Below are 19,323 nucleotides of genomic sequence, written 5' to 3'. Positions count from 1 at the left end.
ACGTAAAGCCAGCCGTGCTTGGGGTCGGGCTTGGCCAGGAGCAACGACCCGAACCCCGTGCGGCTGCCCTTGGGCGCCGTGTAACCCACGACGGCAAACTCGTCGCTGGCCAGCTGCTTGGTCTTCTTCCAGTCCTCGCCCCGGCCTGCGTGATAGGCGCGGTCTGCACGCTTTGAGATGATGCCTTCAAAGTGGCGCTCGCCAGCCAGCCGGTAGGCCGATGCCCCATCGCCCTCGATGTGGGAGCTGAAGGCCAGGTGCCCCGGGCTGCCCTTCAACAACTCCTGCAGCAGTTGCTTGCGCTCCAGCAGGGGCGCATCGGCAATATCTACCCCGTCGATGTGGAGCAAATCGAACAAGGCATACGCCAACGTGCCTTGCCGTTCCCCGGACAGGGTGGCCTGGAGGAGGTTGAAGTCCTCTTTGGTGCCGTTGCCGGCGATGAGCTCACCGTCCAGCGCCCCTGACGTCAGCCCGAGGGCAGCGACGGCATCCCGGATTTCGGGAAGCTTTTCGGTCCATTCCAAGGCATTGCGGGACCAAAGGCGCACCTCCCCGTCGGCAATGGTGGCCAGAATGCGGTAGCCATCCCACTTGATCTCATGCACCCAGTGGTCGCCCTGGGGTGGGGCATCGCCGAGCTTGGCCAGCTGCGGTTCGAAGGGACCGCCTGGCGGTTCGGCTTCTTTGGCCCTGGTCAGCGCGGCGGCCTTCTTCGACCAATCCTTGCGACGGCCCTTCTTTGGCAGGGCCACGGCTGTGAGCTTTTTCTTATCGGCCTTGCCAGCCCCTGCCCGCTTCAGATCTTCAGCAGGCGGCGAGGCGACGTCGCCCAACAGATCATCCGCTTCCACGTCGCCGGCAAAGGCATCGTCCTCTTTGAAGAGAAGCCATTGCGGCTGCTTGGCCGGCTTCCCTGACCGAACCAGGTGCCAGCCGCCCTTGAGCTTGGTGCCGAAGAGTTCGAACCGCAGATGTCCCTTGGCGAGTTGGGCCTCCGGGTCGTCCGACGTAGCCCACACCCCATGGTCAAACTGGGCGACGTGGCCGCCACCGTATTGCCCCTTCGGAATCTCGCCTTCGAAGGCGGCATAGTCCACGGGGTGGTCTTCGACCTCCACCGCCATGCGCTTGACCTTCGGGTCGTAGCTGGGCCCTTTGGGAACGGCCCAGCTCTTGAGTGCATCACCGACCTGGAGCCGGAAGTCGTAATGACGGCGGCTGGCATGGTGAAGTTGCACCACGAAAATCGCCCGTTGCCCTGATGGCAACACCTCCCCCGGTTCGGGTTCCTTGGTCTTGTCGAAGCTCCGCTTGCGGCGGTATTCGGTGAGGGACATGCCCTACTCCCGGTTACTTGCCCAGGTGCCTACGCACGGCCGCCGCGGTGGGGCCGACAGCCTTGACCGCCGCCCGAAGCTCCTCGGCGCTGACGCCCAAGGCCTTGGTCCAGTATTGCAGCTCGTAGTCTTCATTGACGTTGATGCGATCGCGATCCGGACTACCCGCGTTGTTCTTGTCATCAGTCACGGTGACCTCCTCGATGTGTGGCTATCTGCCATCGTGCCGGTGCTGCCTATTACGGTGCTCGCCCTCTGGAAGTTCGGCACCCATGCCTATCGCAGAACCTGGAATCTGGCGCAGAGCAGCGCCCCGGCGGAACGGCCGCCAAGGCGCCTATGGGGATCCAATGGTTACTTCTTTGCCTCGACGCCCGGCGTTGCATCGCGCACCAGGAACTCTTCGGTGAGTTCCGGCAGGTGGATCGCGAGCCAGTCGGCCATTGCTTCCTCCTGAACCAGAATCTGCTCGCACACCCGTGCCGTTTCCGGGTCGCCGGCGGTCTTGGCCGCAGCGATCAGCGCGGTGTAGGACGCGATTTCGAAATGTTCAAAGACATAGCCGGCCATCGCGCCCTTCACGATTTCGTCCGATGCGGTCATCCCACCCACCGCCTGGCCAAGCGCTGCCATCTTGCCCATCACGTCCTTGATCGTGGAGGGAGAACCGCCCAAACGCTTGATACACCCCTCGAGCAGCTCCCGCTGGCCGATCGTTTCCTGGATGTGCTCTTCAATCCGCGCCTTCAAGACCGGGTAGTGCTCAATGCGGGACGCCTGGCCCCTCAACATGGTTTCGGCCTGTTGCTCCATCGCATGGGCATCGCGGAGCCAATCAAGCAGGTTTTCTCTGGGTTCGGCCATGAGGATATCCTCGTTAGATCAGGGGAAACTGCACCCTATCCAGCCAAACATTGAGGAAAAGCGATGTTGAAGTGACGGCGGAGCGAATCCGAGCAACGAGGCGTCGGTTACGGACATAGCAGCGTGAAGTTCCGAGATTGCGCGCTGCACGTCATCAAGCCGGCTTAAGGCAGGTACTTCGCCTTTTCCCCTACCCGCATGACCCAGGCTCTGAATCGATTTCTCCGGCCCATACATCAAGCCAAAAGGGGGAGGTCGCCCTCGACCAACATGCCAGCTATTCCGGTCCCGTCTGCTACGTGCTCGCCCTCGCGCATCGCGTTTTGTCCATGGGCTCGGTTCCATGCTTTACGACATGCTGGCCACCAAGCTCAAGCATGCTGGGGCTACCCGGGAGGACGTCGCCACGATTACGGGACACTCCGAAGATGAGGAATGCACATGCGAGCGCTTTCCCTGCATGCTTCCTGCATCCCAATCGACCCCATCAGGATCTTAACTTCAAATCAGTGATTTAAGAGTCGATGGCGGAGAGAGTGGGATCGGATCACGCTTGATCCAACCCCTTCAAACCGTTGCAGAAAGCCTGCTCGGCAGGTTTCCTTTCAATGTTTCCTCGATCATAGCCGTATGCATGGCCTGCATCCACCGTTTACCCAGTCGAAAGGACACCTCAGCTGGTTAGGCATCCTCCCGCATTGGCCAATCGAAGGGAATCAGCGCCTCCCCAGACCGCCTTGTCCATCGCTCACGTGTAGCCTCGCGGTATCGCACGTCATCAGCGAAATAGGCGTGCTCGATCAGGAGGACTTGGAGGCCGCTGCGACGCTGCGTCTCCAGAAAGAGGAAGTCGATGTGCTGTCTCATCGCTTGAGTATCCTCGTCTTCAGCGCCGCCCCCTATCTCATTGACATCATAGTCATCCCCCTTCGCAGGGAAGTAGGGACGGCTGACCTGATCCAAGACCAACAGCCCAGGCACAGGCGAACTCACCAACTCAAAATAGCGGTGAAGAGCGAAGCACAATGCGATGTGGATAGCCAAGTAGTTTTGGTCGGATCCCAGATCAGGCATGCGAAGCACAGCATTGCTCTGCTCCTCGATCATCACTACATCAGGACCTCGTGACAAGAACTCCAATTCAGCTCCGACACAAGGAGCAACCGTGGGAAGTTCTTTAAACGCCAGTGATGCAAATTCCGAGACCTTACGCTCGGCTCGCTGCAGCCTTATGTTCTTGGCCTCTTTATTTACGCGCGCCTCTAGCTCTTCGATCTCTGCTCGAATGCCTTCCAAGTCCACCCCAACCTTTGGGGATTCATCAACAATATTCTCGACAAAGTAAGAAATACGACCCCTCAGATGGCTGTGGACCTGTGCCAAACTGGTGAGCTCCCGCGCTCTTTCACTTTGGGCGAGCCAACCTTCGATACGGACGTCAACACGCCGAAGCTCGACGTTCAGGTGCCGTGCGTCACTGTCCAGTTTGCTATCGACCTCAAGCAACTGGGGTTTGACCCGCTCGACGACCATGCTTTCTGAGCGCACCTTGGTCAAAGCGGATTGCAGTGCAGCAGCGACTTCTCGGCCGCGATCCGACGGGCTTTCGCACACCGGGCAGGCGTGAGACACGTCACCGAGCTTCAAATGATCAACAAGCATCAGCTTCTCATGCTGCTGCTTCACCGCACCTTGATAACCGGACGACTCTCTAATAGCAGACTTCGTGGCTCTTGACTTCTTTTTTACTTCTTCCAGACGGGCAAGCACTTGGCGGCGAGATGCGTGCAAATCAGAAAGCTCATCGTCGGATGGCTGCTCTCCCTCAACCATCCGCCCATCTAGAACGGCGCGTAGTGCACCCAAGACCTCAGCCTCATCAGACAGTGCCGTGCTGGCGCGCGAAAGGCCGACTTGCCTTGCCTCGGCTAGCAACCCCAGCGCACGGCTCACCATTAGACTTTCGGATGACGCCTTTGCTTGCGCTTTTGCTTCAGCCAACTCCAGTCCGCGCTGCAACTGACGCAGACGCCGCTCCGCTAGGATGCTGTCTTCGTCGGTTGCTCGAAGGAAGTATGGGAGCGTTGCAATAATGTCTTTAGCCTTTTCCGCCTTCTCAAGGCCATGGAGTAGAACTGTCTCGCTGTCGATGACTTCTTTGGTCAGGAAAAGATAAGGCGTCACCTGGCGAACACTTGCTCGTCCCTTCTGAGTGGGATCAATCGATGTGCCCTCCGTATCACCAATGCCAAATGCCCGTTCCAAGAAAGCCTTTGCTGCAGACAAAGTGGTGCCTCCCTCAAAGCCATCTATGCCCAAGGGAATCCGCAGGTCTCGCCCCTTGGAAACAAACATTTTTCCGCTTGTCTGTTGCCCAACTGGTGGAACCATTCGGCCCACGATCATTTGATCATCGCCGTTGGCCCATCGCACGCCCACAGCCACCACCCTTCGGCGCACATGCGCGGGGAGCTCACATTTACTGGAACCCAAACAATAGTCAATCGCTTTGATAAGAGCAGACTTTCCTGTGCCTGAGGCTCCGGTGATGATGTTCACCTGGTCCGGCACCAAGCTAACGAGACGGCGCTGACCGTCGACACCAAGGAAAAAGATATCGAGTATGTTCCAGCGCTTCATACAGTAAGCCCCATCATGTCAAATGTCGTCCGTGCCGATCCAGCCATCGCGAACCAATAGCCAAGCCGCTCTGAATTTTTGATCACCGCGAGCGGCGCTTCACTAAGGCCGTTAACTGCGCTTTTTTTGAGCCTTTTTGGTCCCGACCGCAGCCGCCCCGCTTCATCTAATGTGAGTGCTTTCATGAAGCAAGAAAATCGAACTGCCTCCGTAACTATGCCCATTGAGCCGTTTACGCGATCAACCAGCTCAATCTGGACTTCAGGGCACCTCATCAACCACTCCAACAGCCCTGTATTCTTGTTTGTTCCATCAAACTTCAGCGACAAGTCACCTGAGAGTGCGATGGGAAGTGCGATGTAACTGAGCGACAGTGATGGCCCATCGGCATTGACCGTCTCAAATGCCTCAGTGAAGCGTGTCAGAGCATAGGCGCAAAACGCAGGATTGGTCTCAGCGAATACGTCATAGGTGCCTCTCACGCGTCGTCCTCCAGGCGCTTGATGTAGTCCGGATGCCACCCTACCTTTTTATCTACCGCCAGCACTTGGTAGCTCCCTCGCACGTAGAAGACTGCACTCCAGTTGGCTGCGATTGCTTCCACGCACCTCGGCGCATCGTCATGCGTCCAACGGAGCAATGCCAATCCTCTCTCGCACTTCTCTGGCTCATCCGAAGACTGACAATCCTCAATCATTTTTCCATGTCGATTCGACCACTCCTCGTGAAGGTGATCATCGTGCCGATTGATAGCGGTCGCCATAGCGGGGTTGTCCTCAACCCACTTTGAGCGCTGAGCTCGAGCCCGCCATTCTTCCACGGTCGCCTTGCCTTCGTCGGTTTTCCCGCCACCAACGAGACGGATCTGACGAACAAGCATGGAATCTGGCTCGTGCGAAAACGGGGGCTTGGCTCCTGAAAAGTCAGCATGGAGCAATCCAGCCTCAATCTCTCCTACTATCGACGAGATCTGAGTCTGAACTTCGAGCTTGGCAATGGCCCTATTGCGCTTGCCACACAACGAATAAATGACTTCCCTGTCCCACCATGCGACAAGTCTAGACGCCACAAATGCTCGCTGCTCGGAAGGCAAGACTTTAAGGCTTTTAGCGATCTCTGCCTCAATCGCTGCAATGTTGGGCGAGTTGGGCTGCACCCTTATTCGGCGCACTAGGGTTTCACGGCTCGGCGCAGGAAGAGCCAAGAACGCTTCACACCCATCCGCGCGATCGCCAAAGGGCAGGTCCTTCTTGGCAGCCTTTGCCTCTGCACGCTTATCCACGACGCGATTTGCCTCCGCGACCAGCGCGTCGATCAGCACTTTTCTATCAGAACCATCGTGCAAAAGCGCTTGAAGCGGACTTCCTGCGGAGACTTGTCCCACGGCCACGAGGTGCAGGGTTGTCTCCGCCATCGACAGTTGCGGCAACGTGTCTATCCACACTTTGAGTGTCTTCCAAAGCGCCCGCGATGCCACGGTTACCGAGGGAGGTGTCTCGCTCAACGAGTGCTTCAGCTGAAGAAGCAACGTTTGCTGATCGGCAACAAGCTCTACGTCGTCCAATCGTTCGACAGCAACAGCGGCATCGTCCGAGTCGAACTCGATCAGAGTCTTCAGAGCGAATAACGATTGGTAGTAGAAGCCGAGCGCAGATGCCTCAGCTGAGTGTGATCCTGTTTGATCTGAAACTTCTTCCTTGGACATGGGCACCCCCTGCGCTCACATGCGCTTAACATATTCAGAATTTGTCAGGAAATCAACCGCAGCCGCCACTTCGACGCAAAATGCACGCATCAATGGAACGTATTCTCGATTTTGTGAATGGGGACTCAGTCCTGGCTCTTGCTATTGCGTTGATCCACGCTTTGATGAGTGCACCCTCTATGCTCAAAGGAGCAATCATGTTGTCCAACCCCCAGTTCCTCGTTGCCGGCCAAATCCTCACTGGGTTGATGTGCGGCAGGCACCCACGGGAATCAGGAGAGTGCGCCAAGGAAGTAAGTTATGCCTTGGAAGCTTCGGCAGAGCTGATTAGGCAATGGCAAGGCCGATCCGTTCCTACTCTCGATTACAAGCCGCCAACACCCACAGGCGCTGCTCGAACTCGGGAAGCCCTGGTAGACCGCGCTTTCGTGGCCACGGAGCAATGGCGACGGGACCGCATGCCCAAAGCAACCCGCGCGCCCTCCCCCGGAAACTCAGGACCAGCCCTCCACTGACGGACCCAACCGAAGCCAGCAAAAGCCCCGCATCGCGGGGCTTGTTCTTTCAATGCAACCGGGGACGCCTTCGTGCGGGACGGTAAGCCGGTGGCTCTACCGACGGGGCTGGACGCAAGCGCGGTGTAGGGCTGATCGCTGGACCCTCCGGCCGAGGGGATGGCCTCTCGAGGAACGCCTGGCTCACCCCCTCCAAGTGCTCGGCACGAGTGACGAGCTCCTGGGCGCAAGCCATCTCCTGTTCTGGCGTCGCGGCCGCCTGGGCCCTCGCAAGCTCTGCTGAGCGTTGCTCCAGCGCAGCGAGGCGACGGCCCCGCCTCTTTGCCCAGTCGCCGGCCGCCCAAGGCACACCGGGCTCTGGATGGTTCGCGACGAAGTCATGCCAAGATTGCTCGGCCATGTGCCGGAGACGAACGGCACGACGGACGGCTTCAAGGCGGCGTGGGAAGCGGGCCAGTGCCGCGGCAAAACGGCGCAGGCCCACCAGGAGCCGACTGAGAATGGAGCGGTAGTCCTTGCTGTCATCTGGCGGTAGCGGATTTGCAGCCAACACCTGGACTGCGTTCAACGTCGTGTGGAGCCCCTGGACAGCCAGGTCATCCCTCAGTGTCGCGCCTAGTTGAACCACCTGCTCCCTGATGGATTCGAGTGTTACGGTGGCCTGGCCTGACTTCTCGTCCTCCCCCTGTCGGCCCGCGCTCGCGACCCTGGCCATCCCCTGCGACATTTCGATGCGACCGTCGGAGAACGTCAGCGTCCCCGGAGAGGCTCGGCGTGATTCATGGCGAGCCTGCTGACGGCTATGGCCCGGCGGCATATCCATGGCCCTGCCCTCCTGCTCGAACTGCGCCAGCATTTCATTGAACGACTCCTCGTTGTCCTCCTCAATCAGCCGGTTCACCTCACCGCGCTGAGACCTGCCCCCACGTCGCTCAATGGCCGATGCGTTTTTCCCCATGTGCTTCGTCGGTTCCCGTGACAACACAGCCGCACCGACCAGGTCACCGCGCGCCAATGCGTCATCGGCCTGGGCCTTCAGGCTGCGATGATCGATCCGGATGTCCAAGCTGGCCGCTTCCAGGTGTGCGTTGGTGACTCGGGCGACCAGCTCCCTGACCCATTCGACCTCTGCCCTGCCCGATGGCCCACCATCGAGCTCCTTCGTTTTGTCTGTAAAACCTTCAGGCCCCAAACGCCGGGTGGTGGCCAACACGTGGACATGCCAGTTCTGCCCGTCCTTGTTTCCTGGACTGTGGATGCTCGCCTGCGCAGCGAAGCCATATCGATCCACCAAGGCACGGGTGACTTCGGCAGCCAAGGCAGAGCGTTGCTCATCACTGAGCTCGTGGGGTAAGGCGAACTCGAACTCTCTGGCGATGGTCGAGTCCTTGCGGCGCTCGGAGGCTTCGGCCTGCGTCCAAAGCGCAGCCGGAATCAGGGCCCAATCGGGGGCCCCCTCCGGAATGACGCACCGCGTCTCGACCACGCCGTCCCGCCGGCGGTAGTCGTGGCGCTGACCTGTGCGCTCATCCTCGAGCAGGAGGCCGGCACGATAGGCGGCCGCAGCGATGGACGAATGTCCTTTGGCTCGGCTAAAGGTTTTGACGTTGGCGTGGTAGATGGCCATGAGGCTCCAAAGCAGTGGACGTTGCTTTGTTTATGCCTTGGCTTTCGGTTTTCGCAAGCGCTGAAAGCGATTGGGGTTCAAGGGGCACAGCCCCTTGCGCACGTGTTCCGCAGGAACACCTAGGTGCGCTCTTGCTTCTTTCTTCTATGCCCTGTTTTTCAGCGCCACGCGATTCTTGCGACCTCCAAACGCATGGCGTTCTCAAAAATTTGACGGGATGCTTTTTCGTGTTTGACTCAATGGTAGGACGACTGGAGAGCTGCATGACCGCAACGAATCACTACCGAGGCCAAATCCAACGAGCTACGGAACGACTGGCTCATTTGCAAGCACGGGAGCTTCTAGCCAACCGGCGCCGCGAAGCGAAAAAGCAGGCAATGGCGAAGCGTGAAGAAATGAAACGACGGCAGCGCGTGGCTGACCTGGTCTTCTTGGCTGGTGCCCAATCACTGGACGACGCGGAGCTAATTGGAGCCCTACTACAACATCTGGATTCCCGCCAAGAGCAAGCAGTTGTCACGCGTGCGACTGAGTTGGGTGCCCGGAGGACGAACGCTTTCGGAGGCGCAGGCCTATGCTGAGGTGGACGAGGCAATGCTGTCCATGAAGACGCGGTGCCACTCTGCATCGCTGACGTCTCAAGCTGCTTAAGCTCTACTTCCGGCTTGAGCCTGGGCCAATGTAGCAGTTGTCCCGTCCGCAAAATGAAACACCCCACCCCATGCCATTCCAACTATCAGCGGCTTCCCTCGCTTCCGATCCATGACGATGGCCCCCGGATGATAGAGAATCCGAGAGGCTCCAGATTGGGAACTCCGAAACAGCTCGGGAGCATTTCTTTCATCTATTTGGAGTGGAAGAGTGTCATCAAGACACGCAAGCAATCCCAAGCCGTGCACTGCCACATAGGCCCCAACAAGTTCCCGCCCCCTTGGTGAGGTCCTAAATAACGGACGCACTGTAACTCCACCAGAGGGACGGTGATTTGCATCAATGCCGTCAACGGAGTATAGACCAGTGCCCGGAGGAAGAGGCGAGTTTCCAAAGATCGCGCTGACAATGCCCGGCGAAGGAACTAGCTTCTGAGGCCCCATCCATCCTGCCGCGCCAAAATTGATGACCGTCTTGAGTAGCCAACGTTCTAACAGCTCGCCGTCGATATAGAGCGTTTCGGAGAAGTCCTCATCGTCACTGGCCGCTTGAAACTTTGCCAGCCTTCCCACTGCATCGTCCAACGGGCTAAGCATTGAGTTGTGCCGGCGGCAAAGGATGTTTGATTTCTCCGCGTTGGGCGTCGCGGCTCCGCCACGAATTCTGGCAACCCCTTCGATAAGCACAGGGCACCCACACCCCGGGACGAAGACGGCATTGCTGATGACATGCTCACCCGACATCGTGTCACAACCGCCCACTTTGTGAGCCCAACACCTCGCCATCGACACTTCTCCTGATTGGCATCTATTCGCACTAAGGCGTCATTTAGCCAAAGTCATCCACAACGCTTTGCCCTGCTCTGCGCTCATTTCGCTAAACTGTGAAGGTTCCCAGTGGGTGTCGGTGAGCAGCTTGCCGAGGTCCGCCAGAATTTGCTCGCATCTCTGACCGAAGGCAAAGATAGCATCATAGGTTAGGCCAAGCGTGCTGATGTTGAAAGGTGCTGGATCGTGCCCCAATGGCTGCATTTCCCAGTGGGCATGGCGCTTATCCCGAAACGTTCGAATGCTGTTGCCAACTGAATCATTGATCAGCTCTTCCATCGCCTTGGAAAGGCTCGACCATTCATTGTCGAACTGAGCCAAATTCTTTTCACGATCTTGTTGCCGCCATTCCTCTCTGACTTCATGGGTGAATCCATCCATCGGTCTGTCGTAATGGTAGTCATCCTTGTGACCGTAGCTAACTCTGTATCTCTCACTAACACCTGACACATTTAGCTTGCGCCAGATGTTGGTAAGGCTTCCTGTCTTCTTGCCCTCGTCCAGGAACAATCTTGCCAATTCGCGGATGTAGTCCTGTCCAAGCAAGGGGACCAGGTGGTTCCATAACTCCGCCCCTAACGTTCCGTCCAACTTGGCCTGCATCGCCGCCTGCACTTCCCTGTCCTGAACCAGGGGCTTGACCAGATGAACGCGTTCGTCCAGGAAGTGAACTTCACTGGTCAAGGCTCGAATCCACCCGTCGATCTGTTGGATACGTAGATCCAGCTCTTCCACGCTTGTCACTGATCACCATCCCTTATTTCTCGGCGTCCACAGGCGTCCGGTGGAAGTTCACATTGAGACGCATGATGAGCGCCTTCGTCGCCGTTTTGGGAGCCGCGGGCAGACCAGGACGGCCTCACCGTTGGCAACCCCACACACAGCCAACTGCTCGGCGCGCAGGTGGCGCGATACTTCACGCACTGATAAAACCAGCGGTAAGAACTCGTCCTAAGAGCACTTTTGCGACAGCCTGCCCTCTCGGTTTGGAAGGGCATTGCCAGGCAAGCCCCTCTCATAGCTGTCAAGGAGCTGGGACGGGGTCCTGCACTTGGTTAGTCCCGATATTTGCGGCGTAATGCTCCGGGAAGCCCGCTGCATCAAAGACTGCTTTGAACTTGTCGAAGTAGTAGTTCAAGTCGTAATGATTGAAGTCCATCACGGTGATGTTGATTCCATCCTTGTGAGAACCTCTGTCCAGGAAGCGCGCCAACGGCGTAAATGATGCATCGGCAACGGCAACCTTCTTCAGAGCTACTTTGAACTTCTCTTCTTGGTGAGTGAACCAGAAAAAGTGCTCCAGGATGCATCGCATGGCGTTGGGAACCATGATCGCCGGCGTATTGGAATCGCGTGCATCTCGAAGCACCTGCCATAGTGCCTGGTAGTCGTTCATCATCTCCGATGCCTTCATCGGAACAACCTTCGTATGGTCTGACTTCACCACCCGGAGCAGTTGGCATCGCTTGTCCTGGTTGGCCAACTCTGGGCCCACGGTCTGTCGGAGCATCTCGTGCAGGAAGAAGAGGTTGTGGGTCAGCACGATCACCTGACGCAATCGCGGCACCCCTTCGGTCGGCTTGATGAGTTCTTCTTGGATGATGGAGGCAATGTCGAACACGAAGTTGTGCGACAGACTAGAAATCGGGTCATCGATGACGGCAATCGTTCTGCCCAGGTCGACCGGAGCTGAATCTGCCTCGTCAGATCCCCTCAGGCGCTCGAGGAAGTAGAGGAATGAGATGAGTGTCTTCTCGCCCTCACTGAGCGAAGTCATGTCGCCCTCTGCCTGCCCAGGACGGCTCAAGCAATACAGGTGACCCGCTCCTTTACTTGAGATGGAGTAAGAGGTGACACCCATGCCCGCTAGGCGCGCATTGATCTTTTCGACTGCCGCCCCCACACCTGTTTGGAGCTGACCCAGCTCCTTGAGGCGCTCGGTGACGTCGCCCAAGCTCTTTTCAATGGCGGTCTTCTCGGCACGTTCTGCCGTCAGGGCCTCCACCAATGGGGCCTTGCTCGCTTTATACGCATCGTAGACAGGAGCCCTTTCGCGACGCATCACCTGCCAAAACATCGTTCGGACACGGCTTTGTTCAGCAGCCCGATCAGCGATTCTTGCGTTGAACTCGTTGACTCGCTGGTTGATGGTGCCGATGGCATCCTTCGTCGGCTCAATGTCGCTTGCCGCAACTTCATACGGCTCTGCTGGCTTGTCGACCTTGGATTTCATCAACGCACTGTTCGCTCTGAGCCGTGCAAGCAGCAGTTCCCAGGCCTGAGACAGAGCCGCATCTTTCTGCGCAAAGGTGTGCTTAAAGACCTGCGCTATCGACACCTCTATCTGTCCGACAGTCGCTTCATAGCGATCAGCAAGCAACTTTACTTGGTCGACACGAGCTTGTCTGTCTCCATCAAGAAGTTTGGCCAAATCCTCCGCGAACTTCTCCGGCAGCTTCTGCTGGCAGAAGGGGCAGTCGTCTCCGTGTAGGATGTCACGCCCCTGCCCGACCCAGTCGCTGTTCCCCCACTTCTCAATCAAAGGGGCCAACCGGCTAGCAGAAGAGACCACAATCCTCTCGGCCCAGATCGGATCCGACTCGATTACCGCAAGACCTGACAGGTCAACCGAGACCTTTCCCTGAGCAGTTTCGGTGCTGGTTGCGTCGGCCTGGCGCTCTTGCAGACGATCCAAGCTATCGAGCTCGACATCGTCGGCCACAGCATACTTGTCGAGCTCTTCGAAGAACTTCTTCCGGTCGCTGTGCCACCCGTTCAACAGATCGCGAAACGGGGGCTTATTGTAATCACTGTGGGCCTTCCAGGCCGCGGCTATGGCTGCTTCATGGACTTTCTTGCCCGCCTCGATCGATTGCTCGATCTTCTTCTTGACCGCTTCAAGCTGCGCCTCAAGCTGCTCAGCCTCTGCCTTCTTGCCTTCGATCTCAACCTGGGCCTCAGCATCCAAGGCACCTATGGTAAAGATTCCAGGAACCCCCTCTGCTGTCCGGATCACCTTGTCTACGAACCGCTGGTTGTAGACAAGCACGCGATAGGCGGTGTTGTTGGAGGTTTGCATCTGGCAGTGAGAAAACTCCTCATCGCCACTGCTTATCCCTTGAATCACCTCCCCGATTGCACTCTTTCCAGCTCCGTTGGTTCCATAGAGGAACACTGGCTTTGGAGGTGTCCCAGGTTCAAAGCTGATAGGCGGAGCAACCGCAGGATGAAAGCTCTTATATCGATGAATCGACAGACCGGTAATCAAGGTGCCCCCCTGGCAGCTCGCTCACAGAAAAAAGCTCAAGTTGAATCAGAGATGGGACCAAAAGTGACGCCTTCTCAGCAGATTCACCCTAGGTGCGCCCCAGGTCTCTTGGCAGCGAAGAGTCTTCTTCAATAACAAAGCCTCTGACAAGCCACCCATGCAAGCCGCTCAGGGTGTCGGCAATCTGGTCCTCGCCATCGCACTCGACCGCGCACTGGGTGGGCAGGATAGGGGACGCCCCGTCCGTCTCCCATTGGATGTCCCTCAAACGAAAGCGCATCATCTTTAAGCCTCATCCATGAAAGGTGCCCATGGTCACCGTAGCACTGTGTATACCCCCGGGCACGAACCGTCATTTCGACGACCCCGTATCCCTTTAAACTAACACAATGACATTTCGTTTATCACGCGTTCAGCTTGAAAAGGTTTTATCAAAGCAGTGGTTGTTAGGCAATTAACTGCAAACAGTACAGAATTGACTGCGATAAATGGGCAAATAGTCCGCTGAAACGCTTTGTTTTAAAGGGTTTCGCAAGGATAACGGATCTGACGCTCCCCGAGAGCTCACCCCGCCATCAACCCAACGCCTAGGGACGTTGCCCGGCACGCAGATTTTTCTATCAACCGGGTTGACGAAATGGCCGCCTGTTTTATCCCTACTTCCATCTACTGATGGAAGTGAACCGTGACCACCCTACCCTCCGCAGCACTCACTGATTACATCGCCTCGCCATTTGGCACTCTGCATCTGGAAGGCATCCACATCGGCCGCTTCCGAATCGACAGGGCTATCGTTCAAGGCCGCGAGGCCGCCATCAATCTCCAAGAATGTATTTTGGCGGCCTTGGACGAGACAGGCCGTAAGCAAGACATGAAGCGCGGCACTCGGTATCCAGAGCCGTTGCCTATGGGAACCCCGGCTCGCCCCCTAGCCAAGGAGATCGAGGACCATTTGGAAGATATGCGCCGCCGGGAACTGGACCCAAAAACCGTGCTCGCCACCGAGCGCACGCTCAAGCTATTGCTACGCACCTGCGGCAATATTTCCGCAGCTCGAGTGGACTATCACCACATCCAAGATCTCTGGAAGCTGCTGCGCTGGGCTCCGAGGAACTTGGTGTCGGACCCACTACTGAAGGATCTCACCTTCGACGAAGCCATCGCCCTGGGCAAAGAGCAAGACGTGACGCCACTGGCCGCCGCCACCAAAGAGCGTCACAGGCGCTTCTTGGTCGCCTTCTTCAATCACCTAGTGAACGGACAGGCCATTGTCTCTTCGCCCATGAAGGCCTTCCGGAAGCCCAAGGAGGATCACACCATCGATCCGGAAAAGGCCATCCGTCTGTTCGAGGACACAGATTTGCAGGCCATCTTCGACCCCGCAACCTTCATCCCCTGGGCGAAAAGGCCGCAGCACTGGTGGGCACCGATGCTCGGCTTGTATACCGGTGCCAGGGTCAATGAAGTCTGCCAGTTGAAGCTGACCGACATCATCGAGGAACGCGGTGTTTGGTGTATCGCCTTCCAAAAGACACTCGACCCAGACTTGGCCGCCGACCCGAAGCGACAGCGGCGGAGCCGGCAGAGCATGAAGGGCGCGGGTTGCATGCGCATCATCCCCATCGCCAAGCCTCTATTGGAGGCAGGCCTTTTGGAGTTCGTGGAGGACATGAAAGCGACCGGGCACCCACGCTTGTTTCCTCTACTCTCTGCTGGTGTGAACCGCGCTACAGGGGAGACCAACGCGCGCTATAGCCAACAGTTTGTCGTGGATTTCGGCCGCTATCTGAAGAGCCTAGGCTTTCCCAGAGGCGTCGGATTCCACGCCTTCCGCCACACGCTGGCCACCGAACTCGATGTCCAGGACGTGCCGGAGCGGGAGATTGCCCTGGTCACGGGCCACGCGACCGACAAGCGGGACCGAGTCCAGGTTCTCCGCACCCACTACCTCCACAAAAAGCCGCAGGTGACCCGAGGCAAGCAAATCAGCGCCCTCGAGCTGTATCAGCCCGCCGTCGAGCTACCGCGCTACAAGAGGGGGCAGTTCGCCAAATGGCTAGCAGATTCCAGCAAGTTCTACCCCTAAAGCGAGGGCTTGCACGTGTCGCGCCACCCGTGCTAGCATTTTCTCATACCAGCGACCAGGAGTAGCTCCGGTCAACCGTCTGGTCCCTAGGGCGTTTCATCAATTTACGCATGCCCGGTCGAAGGCCCACGCCCGACCGGGCATTTCGTATGTGCAGCCCGAACGTAATCGGCTACGCTTCCTTCATCCCATGAAGCGATAGGCCGAGACCCGTGATCCCACAGCCGCTATTTAAGCTGTTCGACGCCATGTTTCACGGCAAATATCGGTTTGAAGAGTTTTTGACCCTTCATCCCCAGGACAACTACACTCCAGTCCCTTGGAAGCACCGCACAATCTATAAGCCTTCGAGCACGCTCAAGGACTTCCACGTCTTTCTGAGTCGGGTCGTCCTGGATCACCTACCAGTCGATACGTCGGTTTCCTTTGCTTACCGCAGAGGCGCGGCCATCATCCAGGCGGTCGAACCGCATGCGAAGAGCCGGGCATTTTTCCAGACAGATCTGGAACGCTTTTTCGACAGCATCACTACCCCGCTGATTCGCAAAGTGTTGGCGGAAAACCAGACTCCAGTGACTGACTTACAGGATCACCTGGAGCACATCCTTAATCTCTTAACGGTCGAAGGGAAGCTGCCCATTGGGTTCTCCACCTCCCCCATTCTAAGCAACGCCTGCCTCCTCTCTTTCGATCAGCGCTTGGCACAGATCAGCGAGACCCGGGGATGGATTTATACCCGCTATGCAGACGACATCATGCTGTCGACAGACGATCGAGCCAAGCTCTCAGACGCTGATACTGTCATAGAGGACTGCCTCTCTGCTGAGATCGGCGACGATTTCCGCCTCAATCCCGCCAAGAGCAAGCTGACAACTATCGGCCGAAAGGTCAAGCACTTAGGGCTGGTCATTCTTCCGAGTGGAGATGTCTCTCTCGATCGAGAAGTTAGGAATCGAATAGAGTCTTGGATTCACTTTTACCTGCGAGACAGGGCTAAGTTGCTGAAGATATTTGAGGAGACCCCCAACCAAGGGATGGAGGAGGGGCTGGAGCGCCTTAGCGGCCTCGTCAGCTACGCTCATTCTGCAGACCCGGCCTATCTCGAAAAGCTAAGAAGCAAGTTCGGCACCACCGTCATTGACAGCCTCCTGCACAGGTCTGCGCAATGAGCCGCCTACAGGTGACGCTGGACGCTATCCAGCACGTCGCTCATCTCCATTTAGACGTGGATCTTTCCAAGAGCGGACTGATGTGCTTTGTCGGCCGAAACGGGGCAGGAAAGACGACCTTGGTTAGGGCGCTTCGGAACCTCTCGAACTCAGACACTTTCGTGCGAACAGCAACGCCTTACGCTTTCTCCAAGGGGAGCCGGATTGTCTATGATTTGGACGGCGAACAGATAACCTTTGCCTACAACGACGCTGTTCGCTCTCTCGATTGCCATGAGAAGATTTCCAAAGAGTTTCGCGAGCTAATCGCTGCCGAGCTTCCAATGCCATACGGGGCTCGGTTCAACTACTTCAGAAGCGCCAGCGAGGCAGACCAAGACATTCGGACCGCTATTGCGCTTGGAACTTATGACCACCCAGATGAGCTTATCTCGTTTTTGAACGCCGTCTACGAGACTGACCGTTACTCAGCAATGGTCGAGGTTCGACTCAGGGGGAAAAGCTACTACGCTCTCGTCAGGGAAGACGGCACATATGTCCGAGAGGATTATCTAAGCTCTGGGGAGCACTTCCTAATCAATCTCTTCCGGACGATCAAGGGTCCCTCAAAGCTGCTGGTGATTGACGAGATTGACCTTTCGCTAGACGCAGCAGCCCAAGCGAATCTTCCAGGCTGGCTACGCGGGTTCTGCGAAAAATACGACCGCAAGATCCTCTTCACAACTCACTCCCTTGCGCTTATGCAGCAGTTGGAGATTGAAGAGCTATTTTATATGGAGGAGCAAAATGGCGGCGTTTCCATCACGCCCACCTCTTTCAGCCAAGCGATGCTTAAGCTGTTCGGCTTTATTGGATATGACCGATATATCGCAACGGAAGACAAGAAGCTCATAGCCCTAATCCACCATCTAGTTAAGAGATATTGTCCCACCACCTTACTCAGCTACAAGGTGATATACATCGGAGGAGCGTCTCAGGTCGCAGGCTTCATCGAGAGCAACGATACAGATCGCTTCTTAGCTGCGCCGGAAAGGGTGATCGCGATCCTCGACGGCGATCAATGCAAAGAGAAATATGCTCAGAACGACCGTATCCATATGATTCCTCTGAAAAGCGTCGAGAAAGCACTGTGGGCAGCTAGGCACGAAGATGCCGAGTTCCCCTTCGTCACCGAGCGAGATAACTTTACAAGTGAAAAAGATTTTGAAAACTACCTGAAAGACAAGAAGATTGCCACGCAAGAGCAGATTTTCGATTACCTAATCGCAAGACAAGAGGCAGGCTTTCAATCTATTGCTCACGTCTTGACTGACCTGCTGCCGCCGCCGCATAGCTGACGCCATTTGGATTTTATGAAGGCGGCAGACTTCAAGGCGCCACTCCCGCACTAGCCCCCACGCCCACGCAAGTTGTTTCGGGCGAAGTCGCGCATTTGCCGCACCAGCTCCTCTTGCGCCCCTTCTGGCAGCTGCGACATCACCAGGATGGCTTCTGCCACTGGCTCGCTGACTGCGTGGAAATAGGCAACGGGCGGCCCTAAAGCCTCTGCCAGCTTTGCCATGCTTTCGTTGTCTGGCATCCGATCCCCTCGCTCGTATCGCGAAATTCTAGGAGCGGCAGTGTTCTCTTCCTCCAAGCCCAGCACTGCTCCCAACTCGGCCTGAGTGAGGCCCTTAGCCAACCGGGCTTCCCGCAATCGGCGGCCGAGGGTGGTCGATGGAGGCAGTGCTGCGGGCATGAAGACCAACGAATGCTGAATTGACCCGCTAGTCTGCCGCTTCCAATGTTGCCCTGCATTTGCCATATTGGCAAACGTCGCCAGACGGGCGGCTTTGCAGGGGGTTTCATGAAGAAGAACCAGACGATAGCTGCCACCGCACTGGCTGCCGCGCTGTTGCTGACGGCCTCTGGAGTTGGTGCGCAGACCCACCCGGAGCAGGAAGCGGTTCCCAACAAGCCCGGCTTCTTCCGCCAGTTGGGCAGCAGCCTGAAGGACGCCGGGCAACAGATGGTCGGGGTTAAGCCGGCCCACAGCGGAGCTAAGACCAGCGTCAGTGGCGGGGCCATCTATGTTCCAGTCGGCGGGGCGGGAAAGATCCGCGGCCTGTTCAAGCAGGACAACCACCAGCAGGCCCAGCAAGGCAAGCTCGACTGGCCCCGCGTTGCCCTGAGGTTCCAGGAATGGGGCGCGTCTCTGCCGTGCTGGACCGTGGAAGCCAGGATCTGGACCAGCGCTAGCGCTTCGACGGTGGAAACGTTCCGGACCTGCGCCAATGCCGCCGTGACCGAGACCGACGACCTGGGCGAGACAGCGGAGCTCAACACCTCGGCCCTGTGGAAAGGCAGGGATGCCCTCACCGGTATTCGGGTGCCGGCGGGTAGGCCCAACACGGGCTCCAACCGCTCGACCGGTCCGAACCCGCCCAGCCAGCCGTTCGTAGTCAACGTGTCTCGCCCTGGTGTATCGGACCGCGCTGTTGACGTGGCTCTCCGAGTCGCCTGGGTTTCGGGCTTCATCCAGACCGCCGACCTGCATCCCGGGGCCAGTGGCCTGCTCACGCCGTTCAAGGACAGCCGCATGTGGCTCGCCGGGTTCAAACCGGAAGGCAACCGCGACAAGTAAGCCCGCCT

Annotated in this window: 15 protein-coding genes; 5 read left to right on the top strand and 10 right to left on the bottom strand. The window is 57.5% G+C overall.

Features of this window, described 5'->3' with window-relative positions; genetic code table 11:
- The 7 genes from EO170_RS15595 to mobQ form a co-directional block, all read right to left on the bottom strand.
- Window positions 1–1,340: DNA polymerase ligase N-terminal domain-containing protein (locus EO170_RS15595; RefSeq protein WP_277601091.1), on the bottom strand; the 1,340-nt coding region annotated here is incomplete at its 3' end.
- 13 nt (window positions 1,341–1,353) lie between these two features.
- A complete protein-coding gene (locus tag EO170_RS15590) occupies window positions 1,354–1,530 on the bottom strand; it encodes a DUF3606 domain-containing protein (RefSeq protein WP_104582953.1) in 177 nt (58 codons plus the stop codon).
- Window positions 1,531–1,694: 164 nt separating this feature from the next.
- Complete coding sequence (locus tag EO170_RS15585) at window positions 1,695–2,204, bottom strand: ferritin-like domain-containing protein (RefSeq protein WP_126946308.1); 510 nt, start codon at window positions 2,202–2,204, stop codon at window positions 1,695–1,697.
- Between the two features lie 681 nt (window positions 2,205–2,885).
- Complete coding sequence (locus EO170_RS15580) at window positions 2,886–4,844, bottom strand: DUF3732 domain-containing protein (protein WP_126946305.1); 1,959 nt, start codon at window positions 4,842–4,844, stop codon at window positions 2,886–2,888.
- Entirely contained in the window at window positions 4,841–5,326 is a 486-nt protein-coding gene (locus EO170_RS15575; protein ID WP_126946302.1) for a three component ABC system middle component, read from the bottom strand. The genes EO170_RS15580 and EO170_RS15575 overlap by 4 nt, the downstream gene beginning before the upstream one ends.
- Window positions 5,323–6,549: an ABC-three component system protein gene (locus EO170_RS15570; RefSeq protein ID WP_126946300.1), complete on the bottom strand. Its 1,227-nt coding sequence runs from the start codon at window positions 6,547–6,549 to the stop codon at window positions 5,323–5,325. The genes EO170_RS15575 and EO170_RS15570 overlap by 4 nt, the downstream gene beginning before the upstream one ends.
- A 564-nt stretch (window positions 6,550–7,113) precedes the next feature.
- A complete protein-coding gene (mobQ, locus tag EO170_RS15565; RefSeq protein WP_126946297.1) occupies window positions 7,114–8,691 on the bottom strand; it encodes a MobQ family relaxase in 1,578 nt (525 codons plus the stop codon).
- 263 nt (window positions 8,692–8,954) lie between these two features.
- Between mobQ and EO170_RS21940 the strand changes: the two genes are divergently transcribed.
- Window positions 8,955–9,272: a hypothetical protein gene (locus tag EO170_RS21940; protein ID WP_126946294.1), complete on the top strand. Its 318-nt coding sequence runs from the start codon at window positions 8,955–8,957 to the stop codon at window positions 9,270–9,272.
- 894 nt (window positions 9,273–10,166) lie between these two features.
- Here the strand turns inward: EO170_RS21940 and EO170_RS15555 are convergent.
- Both EO170_RS15555 and EO170_RS15550 read right to left on the bottom strand, forming a co-directional pair.
- Window positions 10,167–10,904: a hypothetical protein gene (locus EO170_RS15555; RefSeq protein ID WP_241239456.1), complete on the bottom strand. Its 738-nt coding sequence runs from the start codon at window positions 10,902–10,904 to the stop codon at window positions 10,167–10,169.
- 289 nt (window positions 10,905–11,193) lie between these two features.
- A complete protein-coding gene (locus tag EO170_RS15550) occupies window positions 11,194–13,437 on the bottom strand; it encodes an AAA family ATPase (RefSeq protein WP_126946291.1) in 2,244 nt (747 codons plus the stop codon).
- Between the two features lie 685 nt (window positions 13,438–14,122).
- On the opposite strand from EO170_RS15550, the gene EO170_RS15540 reads away from it, so the two are divergent.
- From EO170_RS15540 to EO170_RS15530, 3 genes are all read left to right on the top strand, one after another.
- Window positions 14,123–15,523, top strand: a complete 1,401-nt coding sequence (locus EO170_RS15540; RefSeq protein WP_126946285.1) for a site-specific integrase — start codon at window positions 14,123–14,125, stop codon at window positions 15,521–15,523.
- A gap of 212 nt (window positions 15,524–15,735) precedes the next feature.
- On the top strand, window positions 15,736–16,692 hold the full coding sequence (locus tag EO170_RS15535) for a reverse transcriptase domain-containing protein (protein WP_126946282.1): 957 nt from the start codon (window positions 15,736–15,738) through the stop codon (window positions 16,690–16,692).
- Entirely contained in the window at window positions 16,689–18,029 is a 1,341-nt protein-coding gene (locus EO170_RS15530) for an AAA family ATPase (protein WP_126946279.1), read from the top strand. Before EO170_RS15535 ends, EO170_RS15530 begins: the two co-directional genes overlap by 4 nt.
- A gap of 50 nt (window positions 18,030–18,079) precedes the next feature.
- Here EO170_RS15530 and EO170_RS15525 read toward each other — a convergent pair whose 3' ends face one another.
- Window positions 18,080–18,430, bottom strand: coding sequence for a helix-turn-helix transcriptional regulator (locus tag EO170_RS15525; protein ID WP_126946276.1), 351 nt, complete (start codon window positions 18,428–18,430; stop codon window positions 18,080–18,082).
- A gap of 108 nt (window positions 18,431–18,538) precedes the next feature.
- Here EO170_RS15525 and EO170_RS15520 point away from each other — a divergent pair, with 108 nt between their 5' ends.
- Complete coding sequence (locus EO170_RS15520; RefSeq protein WP_126946273.1) at window positions 18,539–19,315, top strand: hypothetical protein; 777 nt, start codon at window positions 18,539–18,541, stop codon at window positions 19,313–19,315.
- Window positions 19,316–19,323: the final 8 nt, after the last annotated feature.

It is taken from the genome of Xanthomonas sp. BRIP62409 (assembly GCF_003992965.1).
Classification (GTDB): domain Bacteria; phylum Pseudomonadota; class Gammaproteobacteria; order Xanthomonadales; family Xanthomonadaceae; genus Xanthomonas; species Xanthomonas euroxanthea.
This window is presented reverse-complemented; position numbering and strand designations above follow the sequence as displayed.